Source organism: Methylobacterium ajmalii, from assembly GCF_016613415.1.
Classification (GTDB): Bacteria; Pseudomonadota; Alphaproteobacteria; order Rhizobiales; family Beijerinckiaceae; genus Methylobacterium; species Methylobacterium ajmalii.
Genome location: NZ_JACWCT010000125.1, coordinates 16179 through 29952, shown reverse-complemented (window position 1 = coordinate 29952; position 13774 = coordinate 16179). Strand labels below are relative to the sequence as shown.

Annotated in this window: 16 protein-coding genes and 1 other RNA gene; 4 read left to right on the top strand and 13 right to left on the bottom strand. The window is 71.0% G+C overall.

Annotated features, from left to right (window positions below; translation table 11 throughout):
• Window positions 1–150 precede the first annotated feature (150 nt).
• The 6 genes from HPY23_RS23470 to rpmH all read right to left on the bottom strand — a co-directional run bounded on the left by HPY23_RS23470 (window position 151) and on the right by rpmH (window position 4572).
• Window positions 151–807 (bottom strand): hypothetical protein, encoded by a 657-nt coding sequence (locus HPY23_RS23470; protein WP_091883396.1) that lies wholly within the window; start codon window positions 805–807, stop codon window positions 151–153.
• Window positions 808–893: 86 nt separating this feature from the next.
• Window positions 894–1292 (bottom strand): DUF423 domain-containing protein, encoded by a 399-nt coding sequence (locus HPY23_RS23465; protein WP_060846650.1) that lies wholly within the window; start codon window positions 1290–1292, stop codon window positions 894–896.
• Window positions 1292–1963 (bottom strand): ribosome biogenesis GTP-binding protein YihA/YsxC, encoded by a 672-nt coding sequence (gene yihA / locus HPY23_RS23460; protein WP_091883393.1) that lies wholly within the window; start codon window positions 1961–1963, stop codon window positions 1292–1294. Before yihA ends, HPY23_RS23465 begins: the two co-directional genes overlap by 1 nt.
• A complete protein-coding gene (gene yidC, locus HPY23_RS23455; RefSeq protein ID WP_060846648.1) occupies window positions 1963–3795 on the bottom strand; it encodes a membrane protein insertase YidC in 1833 nt (610 codons plus the stop codon). The genes yihA and yidC overlap by 1 nt, the downstream gene beginning before the upstream one ends.
• 117 nt (window positions 3796–3912) lie before the next feature.
• Window positions 3913–4407, bottom strand: coding sequence for a ribonuclease P protein component (locus tag HPY23_RS23450; RefSeq protein ID WP_091883391.1), 495 nt, complete (start codon window positions 4405–4407; stop codon window positions 3913–3915).
• Between the two features lie 30 nt (window positions 4408–4437).
• A complete protein-coding gene (gene rpmH, locus HPY23_RS23445; RefSeq protein WP_010300405.1) occupies window positions 4438–4572 on the bottom strand; it encodes a 50S ribosomal protein L34 in 135 nt (44 codons plus the stop codon).
• A 216-nt stretch (window positions 4573–4788) separates the two neighbouring features.
• On the opposite strand from rpmH, the gene HPY23_RS23440 reads away from it, so the two are divergent.
• Together HPY23_RS23440 and rcdA are read left to right on the top strand one after the other, a co-directional pair.
• Window positions 4789–4980, top strand: coding sequence for a DUF1192 domain-containing protein (locus tag HPY23_RS23440; protein WP_091883388.1), 192 nt, complete (start codon window positions 4789–4791; stop codon window positions 4978–4980).
• Between the two features lie 660 nt (window positions 4981–5640).
• The gene (gene rcdA / locus HPY23_RS23435) at window positions 5641–6165 is read left to right on the top strand and encodes a protease adaptor protein RcdA (RefSeq protein WP_060846645.1); all 525 of its coding nucleotides are present in this window, start codon (window positions 5641–5643) and stop codon (window positions 6163–6165) included.
• 186 nt (window positions 6166–6351) lie between these two features.
• Here rcdA and rpmE read toward each other — a convergent pair whose 3' ends face one another.
• Window positions 6352–6588: a 50S ribosomal protein L31 gene (gene rpmE, locus HPY23_RS33260; protein ID WP_048464135.1), complete on the bottom strand. Its 237-nt coding sequence runs from the start codon at window positions 6586–6588 to the stop codon at window positions 6352–6354.
• 215 nt (window positions 6589–6803) lie between these two features.
• Between rpmE and HPY23_RS23425 the strand changes: the two genes are divergently transcribed.
• Entirely contained in the window at window positions 6804–8645 is a 1842-nt protein-coding gene (locus HPY23_RS23425) for an ABC transporter transmembrane domain-containing protein (protein ID WP_175539882.1), read from the top strand.
• A 316-nt stretch (window positions 8646–8961) separates the two neighbouring features.
• On the opposite strand, the gene HPY23_RS23420 is transcribed toward HPY23_RS23425, so the two are convergent.
• The 5 genes from HPY23_RS23420 to ssrS all read right to left on the bottom strand — a co-directional run bounded on the left by HPY23_RS23420 (window position 8962) and on the right by ssrS (window position 12873).
• Window positions 8962–9975: a peptidoglycan -binding protein gene (locus HPY23_RS23420; RefSeq protein WP_060846644.1), complete on the bottom strand. Its 1014-nt coding sequence runs from the start codon at window positions 9973–9975 to the stop codon at window positions 8962–8964.
• A gap of 19 nt (window positions 9976–9994) precedes the next feature.
• On the bottom strand, window positions 9995–11044 hold the full coding sequence (locus HPY23_RS23415; RefSeq protein ID WP_091883386.1) for a MotA/TolQ/ExbB proton channel family protein: 1050 nt from the start codon (window positions 11042–11044) through the stop codon (window positions 9995–9997).
• A gap of 243 nt (window positions 11045–11287) precedes the next feature.
• Window positions 11288–12109 (bottom strand): TIGR00282 family metallophosphoesterase, encoded by an 822-nt coding sequence (locus HPY23_RS23410; protein ID WP_060846642.1) that lies wholly within the window; start codon window positions 12107–12109, stop codon window positions 11288–11290.
• 8 nt (window positions 12110–12117) lie between these two features.
• Window positions 12118–12705 carry a 5-formyltetrahydrofolate cyclo-ligase gene (locus tag HPY23_RS23405; protein ID WP_091883687.1) on the bottom strand — a complete coding sequence of 196 codons (588 nt, stop codon included), beginning with the start codon at window positions 12703–12705 and terminating at the stop codon, window positions 12118–12120.
• Window positions 12706–12715: 10 nt separating this feature from the next.
• A non-coding RNA gene (gene ssrS, locus HPY23_RS23400) (6S RNA) lies at window positions 12716–12873 on the bottom strand.
• Between the two features lie 142 nt (window positions 12874–13015).
• Between ssrS and HPY23_RS23395 the strand changes: the two genes are divergently transcribed.
• Complete coding sequence (locus HPY23_RS23395; protein ID WP_091883383.1) at window positions 13016–13435, top strand: MAPEG family protein; 420 nt, start codon at window positions 13016–13018, stop codon at window positions 13433–13435.
• A 94-nt stretch (window positions 13436–13529) separates the two neighbouring features.
• On the opposite strand, the gene HPY23_RS23390 is transcribed toward HPY23_RS23395, so the two are convergent.
• The gene (locus tag HPY23_RS23390; protein ID WP_048428920.1) at window positions 13530–13718 is read right to left on the bottom strand and encodes a hypothetical protein; all 189 of its coding nucleotides are present in this window, start codon (window positions 13716–13718) and stop codon (window positions 13530–13532) included.
• Window positions 13719–13774 lie beyond the last annotated feature (56 nt).

The window sequence follows — 13774 nt, the reverse complement described above, 5'->3', positions numbered from 1 at the left end:
TGGGTCTCCGCGTGGTTGTCGCAGATGTGGCCCGCAGGCGGGTTCTGTCCAGAGGGCGGAGGCGAGAGAAGCTTGGCCGTTCGCGGGAAAAAGCCGTGTGGCCGCCCCCGCGGTCCTCGCGCCCGCGGGAAGCGGACGCGCGGCCTCGCGTCACTCCCGGCCGGGCGCTCGCCGGATCACGGTTTCCCCGGCACGGATGCGGTCCATCAGGTCGTCCGCCGACACGTCGTCGACGTCGTCGACGTCGAGCAGGGCCATCGAGGCGTCCTCGTCGTGGCGCGGCTCGATCTGGACCGGGTCCTCGTCGGGATGCTCGAGCATGGCGTAGCCGCAGCCGTACTCCATCACGGCGCCCACTCCGACCTCGGCATGGATATCGACGCCGTAGAAGAAGTGGGTGACGAGCGTCCCGCTGACGACGAGCAAAGAATCCTCGTAGGCATTCAGCAGAAGGTCGCGCGCGAGGAGGTCGCCATCCACGAAGGCGCACTTGCCGCCCTCGCCGGCCCAGACCCGGCATTCTACCTTGCCGAGGACGATGAACAATCCGCCCTCGTCGAAGCCGCGGTCATAGTCGTTGGCGAGGTCGATGAAACCAGAGACGGTCAGGTTGCCCACCACCAGCGTGCAATACGCCGGCGCGACGAAATCCCCGTCGATGTCGAGATCGCCGTGATGGACCTGAAAATCGTCGCCGTCGGTTGACGGCTCGAACTCGGCGAAGCGACGACGGAACGCATCGCTTGCGGATGCCGCATCGATGATCGCGTGGAAATCGTCTTCCGAAACCGGCTTGAACGCGCTCATTCCTGGCTCCTCTGTTCGGTCGGAAAAGAGGATAGCAGATTTTTAGCGCGCTTGCCGTTACGGAATGGGCGCCGCCTTGACCCGGTTCATCGCGTCCCGGGAGCTTCTCGCGGTCCGGAATGCAAGGGCCAGAACGCCGCGACCGCGACCAGCACCCAGCCGAGTATCAGGATCATGCCGCCGCTCGGCGCCGCCATCGGAAAGAGCGGCTGTTGCAGCAACGCCCGCATCGAGAGGTCGCCGGAGAACAGCGCGAGGCCGAGCGCCAGTGCGAAACCGGCGATTCGCACCGGGACCGGATGCGCCCGCCCGCTGCCGGCGAGCAGGGCGAGCCCGAGGAGGGCGGGGGCGTGAAAGAGAAGGAATTGCGCCGCCGTGGCGAGGCTCGTCGCCCCGGCGATGTGGGCGGCGGCCGCCGAGAGGCCGACGCCGAGTGCGCCGGCGAGGCCGGCGAGCGCGATCAGCATCCGGTCGGCGGCAGGCATCATGCCTCGCCGCGCTCTGAGAGCAGCCGGGCGATGCTGGCGCGCAGATCGGTCACGCCGTCGTCGGTGCGGCTCGAGGTCAGGATGATCTCCGGGTAGGCCGCCGGCCGCCGGGCGATCGCCGTTCTCGTCGCGTCGAGCCTGGACTCGATCTCGTGCTTCTTGAGGGCGTCCGACTTCGTCAGCACGATCTGGTAGGAGACCGCGGCCTTGTCGAGGCCGTCCAGCACCTCGGCGTCGATCGGCTTGATGCCGTGGCGCGAGTCGATCAGCACGTAGACCCGGGCGAGGTTGGCCCGGCCGCGCAGGTAGTCGTGGATCAACTCGGTCCAGGCCGCGACCTTCGCCTTCTCGACTGCCGCGTAGCCGTAGCCCGGCATGTCGACGAGGACGAGCTTGCCGCCGCCGATGTCGAAGAAGTTGAGCTGCTGGGTGCGCCCCGGTGTGTGCGAGGTGCGCGCCAGCGCGTTGCGGCCGGTGAGCGCGTTGATCAGGCTCGACTTGCCGACGTTGGAGCGGCCCGCGAAGGCGATCTCGTGCCCCCGCATCGGCGGCAGGATCGCGAGCTTGTCGGCGGCGTAGAAGAAGTCGGCCGAGCCGGCAAAGAGCAGCCGCCCTGCTTCGCGCAGGGCGGCCGCCTTCTCGGCCTCGGTTTGAGGCTCGTGCTGCATCAGCTCTTCGCGGCCTTGGGTGCGCGGGAGAACGTCGAGCGCAGGTTGTCCCACAGCTCCACCTTCACCCCGTTGCGCCGCATGATCACGTATTGCTGGATCACCGACAGGGTGTTGTTCCACGCCCAGTATATCACCAGGCCGGCCGGGAACGAGCCGAGCATGAAGGTGAAGATGATCGGCATGAAGGTGAAGACCTGGGCCTGGACCGGGTCCGGCGGCGCGGGGTTCATCTTCATCTGCACGAACATCGTCACGCCCATGATGAGCGGCCAGATGCCGAGGTGGAGGAAGTCCGGCGGGGTGTAGGGCAGGAGGCCGAACAGGTTGAACAGCGAGGTCGGGTCCGGCGCCGCGAGGTCGCGGATCCAGCCGAAGAACGGCGCGTGCCGCATCTCGATGGTGACGAACAGCACCTTGTAGAGCGAGAAGAAGACCGGGATCTGCACCAGGACCGGCCAGCAGCCGGCGACCGGGTTGATCTTCTCCTTCTTGTACAGCTCCATCATCGCCTGCTGCTGCTTCACCTTGTCGTCGGCGTAGCGCTCGCGGATCGCGGTCATCTCCGGCTGGACGGCCTTCATCTTGGCCATCGAGACGTAGGAGCGGTTGGCGATCGGCAGGAACAGCAGCTTGAGCAGCAGGGTGACGATCAGGATCGAGACGCCGAAGTTGCCGAAGAGCCGGTAGAAGAAGTCCAGCGCCTTGAACATCGGCTTGGTGATGAAATAGAACCAGCCCCAGTCGATGAGCAGGTCGAAGCGCTTGATGCTAAGCGACTTCTCGTAGCCGTCGATCGCCCCGACTTCCTTGGCGCCGGCGAACAGGCGCTGCTCCGACGAGACGGTGGCGCCGGGGGCGAGCTGCTTGGCCTCGCCGAGGCTGCTCGCCTGGTAGACCTTGGTGGCGCCCTCGTCGCGCTCCGTGAAGGAGCCGGTATAGGGGGTCTTCTGGTCCGGGATCGCGGTGGCGGCCCAGTACTTGTCGGTGATGCCGAGGAAGCCGCCGGTCACGCCGGTCCAGGACAGGCCGCGGGTGCCGGGCGTGCCGAGGGGGTTCTCCTTGCCGAGCTTGTCGTAGGTGTATTCCTGCAGGCCCTTGTCGCCGAGCACGCCGATCATGCCCTCGTGGAGCACGTAGTAGCCCTGCGTGTGCGGCTTGCCCCAGCGCGAGACGAGGCCGTAGGGCAGCAGGCTGACGGCGTTGGCGCCCTTGTTCTCGACCGTGTCGGCGATCGTGAACATGAACTTGTCGTCGACCGAGATGGTGCGGCGGAAGGTGAGGCCGGCGCCGTTGTCCCAGGTCAGGACCAGGGGCTTCTCGGGGGTGAGGGCGTCGCCCTCGGCGGTCCACAGCGTGTCGCCGCCGGGCAGCTGGCCGGCATTCTGGCCGACCCAGCCGAACTCGGCGTAGTACGGGTTGGCCGAGCCGGTCGGCGACAGCAGCTCGATGCGCGGCGACGAGTTGTCGACGGTCTCGTGGTAGTTCTTCAGCAGCACGTCGTCGATGCGGCCGCCCTTGAGCGCCACCGAGCCGGCGAGCGCCGGGGTGTCGATGCGCACCCGCGGCGAGCGGGCCAGCGCCTCGGCGCGGCTCGCCGCCAGGGCCGGGCTGCCGTTGGGCGCCCCCGGCAGGGTGCCGGGCAGCGGGCTGGCGGGGCCGCCCTCGCGCGGGCTCGCCGCCGGGCCGTCCTTCGCGGCTTGCGCCTGCTTGGCGGCCTGCTCCTGCCGCTGGCGCTCCACCTGCGGTGCGCTGACGAAGTAGTTCCAGCCGAGAAGCACTGCCAGCGACAGCACCACGGCGATGATCATGTTCGTCTTGTCGTTACCCATGGACCCGCGACGCCTGCCGCCAAAAGAGCGGGGCCGACCGACGGGCCAAAGGCGGCCCGCGCGCATCCGGCCCTCACGACCAACACGACGAGGCGATACCGGCTTGCCGGCACCGCCTCATGAATTCCGTTTCGGGGGCGCGCCCTGCGGCGCGGCGCCGGCCCCGCCCGGGCTCCGCGCCCCGCCGCGACCCCGCCCCCCGCTCCGCGCGGGACGACCGTGATCCTTCGAGGGATCCCGCGGCACCTTCGGTTTCGTCACCACGCCGAGGGCTTGGCGGACGTCGTCGACCAGCTGCGCGAAGGACGCCGAGAGAGCATCGCGCCGGCCGATCAGCACGACGTCGACGGGCTTGTCCCGCTGCGCCGGGCCGGCCTGCGTCGCCGCGATCTGCGCCGCGACCTTGAGGCGGCGGCGGATGCGGTTGCGCTCGGTGGCGTGGCCCTCGCGCTTCGTCACGGTGAAGCCCACGCGCAGGCCGCCCGGCGGTCCATCGTCCCGCAGGCGGCCCTGCGCCGTCAGGCGCTCGGTATGGAAACGGCGGCCCTTGGCCGCCGCCAGATAGTCCGGGCGCCGGGTGATCCGGCCGACCGGCGGTTCGCCGCCAGTCATCGCGGCGCGCTCGGGCACCGCGGGCTGCCCTTACGCCGACAGGCGCTTGCGGCCGCGGGCGCGGCGGGCGGCGATGACCTTGCGGCCGCCGACGGTGGCCATGCGGGCACGGAAGCCGTGGCGGCGCTTGCGCACGAGCTTGGACGGTTGATAGGTTCTCTTCACGGCATGTCTCCGAAGGCCGGGGCCGGCCGCGCTCGTGGCGCTGCCGAGGCCCTCGTGGTCCAGAATGTCTCGACGAAAGCGAACCGCGCCCGAATGGGGCGCGGTCACGTCGGGCCGGTGTATGGCGGAATGGCCCCTGCGAGTCAATCGCGTTAAGGATCCGCCCGGGCATCCGGCGGCGACCGCCGGAGCATAGTTTTTCGAAGGGAGACGCCGATGTTCGACGAGGCCGAGCGCGGAGTACGTCCGCGGAGCGTGCACGAGATCGGCCAGGACCTCTCGGCCCTGTCGGTCTCCGAACTCGACGAGCGCATCGAGGCCCTGCGCCGGGAGATCGCCCGGCTCGAGGACGATCGCCGCCGCAAGCAGGCGTCGCAGGAAGCGGCCCGGGCGGCGTTCAAGTTCTGAGGTTTTTCCCGGTCCCGGAACGGGACGGATCCGGGCGCTCTCGTTCCGGTTCGGGACGGCGGGGCGGGATCGGAGAAGCCGCACCGGTCGCGTTCGGCGGTGCGCGGCCGAGGCACGCATCAAGCGCGGGGCACGCTCCATCTCGATCCGACGGGGCTTTCGTCCCGGCGATGCCGCCGCGGACGCAGGCTGGACCATTGAGAGAGAGACGCAGGCCGCCCCGCCTCGCAGGGGGAGGGGCTCGACTGCGAATTCGTCGGGTCGTCCGGTTAAATCCCTCGTCCTCGCCCCGCCATCCCCTTGCCGCCTCGCCGCTTCCCCGGCGGGCGACCGGCGGCGTTAACCTTTTTTTAAGCCTTCCGGGCGATAACCAACGCGGTCCAGCTTTCTGGATGTCGAGTGGTTTTTCCGTCCACTCTGTTTGATGCCTCCCTGTACGACTCTTTCGCCGCCCCACCGGGGCGGCTTTCTTTTTTTCCGCTGCGATTTCTCCACAGCTCCGGGATCGTCCGTCCCCCGGCCGCGTTGGCGTTAAGGTTAACTTTTCGTTGACGGCGCGCCGCTCGCCCGATGGCGCTATCGTTGCGCCAGTCAGCCCGAGCGCACCGTGAATGTCCCGTACCGATACGGGACCGGCGTCGCGGTGGCACAGGAGGGATCATGGGCGTGATGGACGTGATGTTTCGGGACGAGCAGCCCACCGTGCGCTTCGGCGAGACCTTCGTGGCCTCCGAGGGCTTCAAGCTGCTGTTTCGCGAGGGCATGACCCTCGTGGAGGAGACCGCGGCCTATCTCGACGGACCCGGCCGCGACGAGTCGCGCCTCCTCGCCCGCCACGCCGCCCTGACCTATGCCAGCGAGAGCATGCGGCTCACCACGCGGCTGATGCAGATCGCCTCCTGGCTGCTGGTCCAGCGCGCGGTGTCCGAGGGCGAGCTGAGCCTGAGCGAGGCGGCCGAGGAGAAGACCCGGGTCCGCCTGACCACCGCCGAGACGAACGAGGCCGCCCCGGTCCTCGTCGCCGAGCTGCCGCTGTCGCTCCAGGCCCTGATCGGCCAGTCGAAGCGGCTGCACGCCCGCATCCTGCACCTCGACCGGCTGATCTCCGACGATCGCCCGACCCCCGAGCCGCGGGTGAGCCCGGTCTTCGCCCAGCACGACATGCTGCGCGTCGCCTTCGGCTGACGGCGCCTCCCGGGCGAATCGCATCGCCGGCCTGTCCTCCGGGGCAGGCCGGCGATGCGATTCGCGCTCGACCGGGGAGGGGGCGGTCACCCGCATCCGGCGACGCCGGTGGCGAGCACGCGGGCACGAAAAAAGCCCCGGCCGCGAGGCCGGGGCTTTTTTCGCGCGAAGCAGCGGCCGTGAGGCTTACTTCTTGCCGAACGAGATGCCGGCGAAGCGCGAGTTGAAGCGCGAGAGGCGGCCGCCGCGATCCATGAGCTTCTGCTCGCCGCCGGTCCAGGCCGGGTGCGTGCTCGGATCGATGTCGAGGTTGAGGGTGTCGCCCTCCTTGCCGTAGGTGGAGCGGGTCATGAACGAGCTGCCGTCGGTCAGCACCACCTTGATGAAGTGGTAGTCCGGGTGCTCGGTCGCCGTGCGGGCCACCTTGGGGGTCGCGACCGACTTGCCGGCGGGGATCGCCTGCTTGGCGGCGGGGGCTGCTTGCTTTGCCATGACGAATTCCTAAAGAGTGCGACCCGCGCCGAACGCTCCGCTTCGGGCCGCGGCCATTGATCGCGCGTAATCGGATGAGCGGCGGCCTATACCTCACCTCCGTGCGCCAAACAAGCGCCGGCACCCGGACAGCACGACACCCGCACATGGCACGCCACATGGCACGATCCCCGGCAAGATCCCAGGCCCGACCCGAGACCGCCCGTCCCCGCGCTGCCCTGGGGGCTCTCAAGCCCCTCTTCCCGTTCGCGGCGCGCTACAAGGGCCGAATCGCCTCGGCGGTCGTCGCGCTCGTCGCCGCCTCGGGGGCGACCCTGGTGGTGCCGATCGCGGTGCGGCGGGTGGTGGATCTCGGCTTCTCGCACGGCGAGGTCGGGATGATCGACGCCTATTTCGGCGGGCTGATCGGCGTGGTGGCGGTGCTCGCGGTGGCGAGCGCGGCGCGCTACTATTGCGTCGTGACGCTCGGCGAGCGGGTGGTGGCGGACCTCCGCGCCGCGGTGTTCGCGCGGCTGACCACCCTCGATCCCGCCTTCTTCGACCGGGCGCGCAGCGGCGAGCTGGTCTCGCGCCTCACCGCGGATGCCGCGCAGGTGAAGTCGGTCTTCGGCGTCTCGCTCTCGATCCTGCTGCGCAACCTTTTTCTGTTCACCGGCGCCATCGGCATGATGGTGTGGACGAGCCCGCGGCTCTCGGTGCTGGTCCTCGCCGCGATCCCGCTGATCGTCTTCCCGCTGATCCTCTCCGGCCGCGGGGTGCGCCGCCGCTCGCGGGCCGCGCAGGACCGGCTCGCCGACGCCTCGGCCTTCGCCACCGAGGCGGTGGGCGCGGTGCGCACCATGCAGGCCTTCGGCATGGCCGGCGCCACCGCCAAGCGCTTCGCCGCCGCCTCCGAGGATGCGTTCCTGGCCTCCCGCGCCTCCGCGCGGGCGCGGGCCTTGCTCACGGGCGTGGCGATCTTCCTGATCTCGGCCAGCGTCGTCGGGGTGCTGTGGTACGGCGCGCAAGGGGTGGCGGCCGGCACGCTCTCGGCCGGCCAGCTGTCGCAGTTCGTGCTCTACGCGGTGTTCGGCGCCAGCGCGCTCGGCCAGCTCTCCGAGGTCTACGGCGAACTGACCCTCGCGGCCGGGGCCGCCGAGCGCCTCGCCGAGATCCTCGACACCGTGCCGGCGATCGGCGCCCCCGACCGGCCCCGCGCCCTGCCGACCCCGCCGCGCGGCGAGATCGCTTTCGAGCGGGTGCGCTTCCACTACCCGACCCGGCCCGAGATGCCGGCCCTGCACGACCTCAGCTTCATCGTGGCGCCGGGCGAGCGCGTCGCCCTCGTCGGCCCCTCGGGCGCCGGCAAGAGCACGGTGCTGCAGCTGCTGCTGCGCTTCTACGACCCGGAATCCGGCACCGTGCGGGTGGACGGCGTGCCGGTCGACGCGGTCGAGCCCGAGGCCCTGCGCGCCCGCATGGCCCTGGTGTCGCAGGACCCGACGGTGTTCAGCGGCAGCATCCTCGACAACATCCGGTACGGCCGGCCCGAGGCGAGCGAGGCCGAGGTCGAGAGGGCCGCGGCGCAGGCCCATGCCGACGGCTTCATCCGGGCCCTGCCGGAGGGCTACGCGACGCTGGTCGGCGAGCGCGGCGTCACCCTCTCGGGCGGCCAGCGCCAGCGCATCGCGATCGCACGGGCGATCCTGAAGGACGCCCCGATCCTGCTCCTCGACGAGGCGACCTCGGCGCTCGACGCCGAGAGCGAGCGGGCGGTGCAGGCCGCGCTCGACGTGCTGATGAAGGACCGCACCACCCTGGTCATCGCCCACCGCCTCGCCACCATCCGGGCGGCCGACCGCATCCTGGTCATGGAGGACGGCCGCATCGCCGAGCAGGGCACCCATGACGCCCTGCTCGCCCGCGGCGGGCTCTACGCGCAGCTGGCGTCGCTGCAGTTCGGGGCCGGGATGGACCCGGCGGGTGAGCGGCAGGTCGTGGAGGTGTAGGGGCTTGGTTGAGTGATAGGATCGATGTCGTGAGAGGGGTTTCTCCCCGATTCACGACCTCATCCCGAGGTGTCGGTCGATCGGCGATCGCACAGCCTCGAAAGACGGTTCCAGGGATCGTTTCGATTTCTCGAATATCCTTCCGGGTCGGTCGATCTCCAATTGACCGACAATTCGGGATGAGGCTGAGCGCGGAGCAGGAAATTCAATCGGAGCCAAGCGGGATCTGAGAAAGCACCCGCCCCGTTCTGCAGGCTTTCCTTCTCCTGCGTCCTCGGGACGGAAGCCACTCCCGGGCGACCGGCGGGGACGCCCGTCACCGCTCCGTCAGCTTCATCTCGATCCGCCGGTTGCGCGCGTAGGCCTCCTCGCTCGTCCCGGCCTCGAGGGGCTGGAACTCGCCGAAGGCCCCGGCGAGCAGGCGCTGGGGCGGGATGCCCTTGCCCACGAGGTACTGCACCACCGCGATGGCGCGGGCCGCCGACAGCGCCCAGTTCGAGGGGAACTGCGAGGACGCGATCGGCCGCGCGTCGGTATGGCCGTCGACCCGCAGCACCCAGGGGATGTCGGCCGGGATCTGGCGGTTGAGCTCCAGGATCGCGCTGGCGATCCGGTCGATCTCCGGGCCGGCCTCGGGTTTCAGCACCGCCTGTCCGGCGGAAAACAGCACCTCGGATTGCAGCACGAAGCGGTCGCCGACGATGCGGATGTCGGGCCGGTTGCCGAGGATCTGGCGCAGGCGCCCGAAAAAGTCGGAGCGGTAGCGCGCCAGCTCCTGCACCCGCTGGGCGAGCGCCACGTTGAGGCGGCTGCCGAGATCGGCGATGCGGGCCTGGCTCTCGCGGTCGCGGGTCTCGGAGGCCGCGAGCGCGTCCTCGAGCGCGGCGAGCTGCTGGCGCATCGCCGAGATCTGCTGGTTGAGGAGGTCGACCTGGCTCAGCGCCCGGGCGCTGGTGCCCTTCTCGGCGTCGAGCTGGCGGCCGAGCTCGGCCGCCTTGCCCTCGGCGCCCTGGCCGCTGGCGAGCAGGCCTTGCAGGCGCGCCCGTTCGGCTTCCGACCCGGACAGGTTCGCCCGCAGGGAGGCGGCGCTCTCCTCCAGCGCCCGCTTGCCCGAGCGCTCCAGCGCCAGGAGGTCGGTGAGCTCCGAGATCTGGCGGTTCAGCCGCTCCAGCACCGTGTCGCGGCCCGATAGCTCCTGCGACAGGAAGAACTGGCCGGTAACGAAGATGGTGAGCAGGAAGACGACGGACAGCAGCAGCGTCGTCAGGGCGTCGACGTAGCCGGGCCAGACGTTGAGCGCGCGGTCGCGCCGGACGAGGCGGCCGGCCATCAGGCGGGGTCTCCGGCGCTCACTCGACCTTCTCCCGGGCGAGGCGGTCGAGCACCTGCTTCAGCTCGCGCTCGCGGTTGGCCTGCGCCTCGACCCAGTCGCGGATCATCTGCTGCTCGGCCCGCATGTGCTGGACGAGGCCCTGGATGCCCTCCGCGAGGTTCGCCATCGCCTGCGTGCTCGCCCGGCTGTGGGTGGTGCCGTCGCCGACCAGCGTGCCGAGGCGCGTCATCGCGTCGGCGACCTCCTTCAGGGCGGCCTCGCTCCGCGGCTCGCGCGGCGCGGGCTCGGGCGGGCGCGGCCCGGCCTGGGCGAGGGCGGCCGCCGCCGGCACGGTCACCGGGACCGGCACCGGGGCGGGCGCCGGACCGGCGGCGGTGACGAGCCAGTCCTCCAGCTCGTTGTAGAACCGGGTATGGGCTTGGCCCGCCTGGAGGTCGAGGAAGCCGATCACCAGGGAGCCGGCGAGGCCGAACAGCGAGGCCGAGAAGGCGAGACCGATCCCCGACAGCGGCACCGCGAGGCCGCTCTTCAATTCATCGAACATCACCGCGGCATCGCCGCCGCCGGCCCGCATCGAGCGGATCACGCCGCCCACCGCCGACAGGGTGTCGATCAGGCCCCAGAAGGTGCCGAGCAGGCCGAGCAGGATCAGGAGCCCGCCGACGTAGCGCAGGATCTCGCGCCCCTCGTCGAGGCGCGAGGCCACGGTGTCGAGAAGCGGCTGGAACTGCCCCTGCGGGTGGGGCCGGCCGCTCTTCGCCTCGCGGAGCGCCGGGGCGAGCGCCGCGAGCACCCGGGGGCTTCCGGCATCGGGCGCGCCCTCCGCGACGCGGTTGGCGAAGCGCACCTCCCGGAAGAGCCGCTGCACCTGCCCGAAGGCCATCACGATGGCGATCAGCGTCGCGCCGACGATCAGGCCGTTGAGACCCGGATTGGCCATGAAGGCCGGCACGATCTGGCGGTACAGCACGAAGGCCAGGAACCCGGCCAGGACAAGGAACACCACCATGCGGACGAGGTAGATCCGCGGCGATGTCAGGGGAGGGGACGCAGCGCTCGCCGCCATCGCGGGCCGTACTCACTGTGGCGGACGGGGCCCGGAGGGGCGCCGCGCCCGGGATGCCGGGTCGCCGCCGCCCTGAAGGATCCCCCGGGGCAACGGTGCCGGCACTGTGCCGGGTGCCGCCGGGACGATCAAGCCGGCGCCGGGCTTGTCCTGCCCCGGCCGCCTCGTCCGAAAGTGCTTAGTCCACCGCGGATTCGCGGGTCCCGGGTGCGGTCGGGCCCGGTGCCGCCGGTCCCTCTGCCGTCAGTCCCAGTGCCGCGGCCAGGTCTCCTCGAGATGCGGCCCGAGGCGCACCGGGCTCACCCGGCGGGCGAGGCCGGTGGCGTCGTCGGTCTCGACCGCGATGCCGCACAAGGTGCCCTCGCCGGTCGCGGCCTCGAGGCGGCTGCCGGGGGTTTTCTGCAGGAAGCGGCGCACCGGCTCGTCCTTCTGCATGCCGAGGACCGAATCGTAGTCGCCGCACATGCCGACGTCGGACATGTAGGCGGTGCCGCCCGGCAGGATGCGGTGGTCGGCGGTCGGAACGTGGGTGTGGGTGCCGACCACCAGGCTCGCCCGGCCGTCGAGGAACCAGCCGAAGGCCTCCTTCTCGCTCGTTGCCTCGGCGTGGACGTCGACGATCACCGCGTCGGCGGCGTCTCGCAACGGGCAGGCCGACAATTCGCGCTCGGCCGCCGCGAAGGGATCGTCGAGGGGATCGAGGAAGATCCGTCCCATCACGTTGACGACGAGCACCCGGGCGCCGCTCTGGGTCTCGACCACCGTGGCGCCGCGGCCGGGGGTGCCGGGCGGGTAGTTCGCCGGGCGTACCAGCCGGGGCTGGCGGGCGATGAACACCATCGCCTCGCGCTGGTCGAAGGAGTGGTTGCCGAGCGTCACCGCGTCGGCCCCGGCATTGATCAGCTCGTCGCAGATGCTCTCGGTGATGCCGAAGCCGCCGGCGGCGTTCTCGCCGTTGATCACCACACAGTCGAGGCGCCAGCGCTCGCGCAGGGCAGGCAGACGCTCGCTCACCGCCACCCGGCCGGGCCGGCCGACGACGTCGCCGAGGAAGAGGAGGCGCATGGCGGTGGTCAGTCTCCGGTGGGGTGGATCAGGCCCGTCTCGGTCACGATCCCGTCAAGGGCCCGGTCGTGCGGGCCGTCGGGCACGACGGGCGTCTCCTGGGCCGAGAAGGCGATGCCGATGGCGAGCGCGCGCTCCCGCGCGTCGAGGCGGGCGAGCGCCCGGTCGTAATAGCCCTTGCCGTAGCCGATGCGGTGGCCGCGCCGGTCGAAGGCGGCGAGCGGCACCAGCAGCGCGCGGGGATCGACCGCCGGGGCGTCCGGCCCCGGCTCGCTCAGGCCGAAGCCGCCGGAGCTCAGCGCGTCGCCCTCGGCCGCGAGGCGGAACACCAGGCCGTCGGCCGTCACCTGCGGCAGCGCCACGGCCTGGCCGCGGGCGCGCAGGGCCGCGATCAGCGGCCGCACGTCGACCTCGCTGCGGATCGGCCAGTAGGCCGACACGACCTCGGCGCGGGCGATCCCGGGAAGGGAGAGGACGATCTCGGCGATGCGACGGGAGGCGGCGTCTCGCGCCTCGACCGTCAGCCCGTCCCGCCGTGCCAGCGCCGCCTTGCGCAACGCGGGCTTCGAGGGATCGGGGGAAGCGTCGGTCGTCATGCTGGTCCAGCGCGGGGCCACGAGAGCCGTTGGAGAATCGATCCCGGGAAACCTACGAAGTAGGTGGGCGCCGTTATGCCCCGGTCCACGGACCAGGGCAGTGACAGCTCCCGAGGGAGTCGATAAGGCCCCGGGGAATGTGTCTCCTGACGAGAGCCGCAGCCCCGCCGACCTCATGTAGCGCCGCGACGCCCGTTGCGAAAGGGGGCCGTCCGGGGGATTTGGGGCGGATGCGCGGCGAGGCTTTCCGGAACCGCCGGTCCCGTCGAATGCCCCCGTCACGGATCGGATCAGCCAGGGATCGACCACCATGAGCTTCAAGGCCCTTCTCGCCCCCGTCTTCGTCCAGGTCCTCCTGACCTTCTGCCTGCTGTTCTGGACCGGGCGGGTGCGTTTCGCCGCGGCGCGGGCGGGGGCGGTCCGCGTGCAGGACATCTCGCTCGGCGAGCGGACCTGGCCGGCGCCGGTGCAGCAGGTCTCGAACGCGTTCGCCAACCAGTTCGAGATGCCGGTGCTGTTCTACGCCGTGGTCGGGCTCGCGCTGGCGACGCGGCAGGGCGACACGCTGTTCGTCGGGCTCGCCTGGCTGTTCGTGCTGACCCGGATCGTGCACGCGGGCATCTACGCCACCAGCAACGTGGTGATCCGGCGCTTCCAGGCCTTCCTCGCCGGGGCGCTCGTGCTGCTGGCGATGTGGTTCGTCTTCGCCGTCAAGATCCTGCTCGCCTGATGGCGAGAGGCAACCGGCCCGACGGCCCGCCCCGGGGCGCCGGGGACGATGCGCCTCCTCGCCTTGGCGGCGCGAGGAGGCTAAGGGGGCGGTCTCAGTAGCGCGGGGCCCGCGGCGGCGGGTTGCCGTATTCGAGCTGCGTCTTGGCGTCGTAGGGCCGGGGCGGGGGCGGCGTCAGGTCGACGGCCGGCGCCGCCGGGGCGGTGGCGCAGGCGCCGGCCGACAGCGCGATCAACGCGGCCAGACTCACGGCGAGGGCGGACGGAATGGGACGACGGATCATGCGGGCGGTACTCCGGCCTTGGGGAACGAACGGCCAAGGTGTCGGGACCGTCCGGG

Bases quoted from the DNA above. Each gene is read 5' to 3' on its own strand.
- HPY23_RS23390 (WP_048428920.1), bottom strand. From the start codon at position 13,718: ATGATCCGTCGTCCCATTCCGTCCGCCCTCGCCGTGAGTCTGGCCGCG.
- HPY23_RS23410 (WP_060846642.1), bottom strand. From the start codon at position 12,109: ATGCGCCTCCTCTTCCTCGGCGACGTCGTCGGCCGGCCCGGCCGGGTG.
- rcdA (WP_060846645.1), top strand. From the start codon at position 5,641: ATGGGCGTGATGGACGTGATGTTTCGGGACGAGCAGCCCACCGTGCGC.
- yihA (WP_091883393.1), bottom strand. From the start codon at position 1,963: ATGCAGCACGAGCCTCAAACCGAGGCCGAGAAGGCGGCCGCCCTGCGC.
- HPY23_RS23415 (WP_091883386.1), bottom strand. From the start codon at position 11,044: ATGGCGGCGAGCGCTGCGTCCCCTCCCCTGACATCGCCGCGGATCTAC.
- HPY23_RS23405 (WP_091883687.1), bottom strand. From the start codon at position 12,705: ATGACGACCGACGCTTCCCCCGATCCCTCGAAGCCCGCGTTGCGCAAG.
- HPY23_RS23395 (WP_091883383.1), top strand. From the start codon at position 13,016: ATGAGCTTCAAGGCCCTTCTCGCCCCCGTCTTCGTCCAGGTCCTCCTG.
- HPY23_RS23420 (WP_060846644.1), bottom strand. From the start codon at position 9,975: ATGGCCGGCCGCCTCGTCCGGCGCGACCGCGCGCTCAACGTCTGGCCC.
- HPY23_RS23440 (WP_091883388.1), top strand. From the start codon at position 4,789: ATGTTCGACGAGGCCGAGCGCGGAGTACGTCCGCGGAGCGTGCACGAG.
- HPY23_RS23450 (WP_091883391.1), bottom strand. From the start codon at position 4,407: ATGACTGGCGGCGAACCGCCGGTCGGCCGGATCACCCGGCGCCCGGAC.
- HPY23_RS23425 (WP_175539882.1), top strand. From the start codon at position 6,804: ATGGCACGCCACATGGCACGATCCCCGGCAAGATCCCAGGCCCGACCC.
- HPY23_RS23470 (WP_091883396.1), bottom strand. From the start codon at position 807: ATGAGCGCGTTCAAGCCGGTTTCGGAAGACGATTTCCACGCGATCATC.
- HPY23_RS23465 (WP_060846650.1), bottom strand. From the start codon at position 1,292: ATGCCTGCCGCCGACCGGATGCTGATCGCGCTCGCCGGCCTCGCCGGC.
- yidC (WP_060846648.1), bottom strand. From the start codon at position 3,795: ATGGGTAACGACAAGACGAACATGATCATCGCCGTGGTGCTGTCGCTG.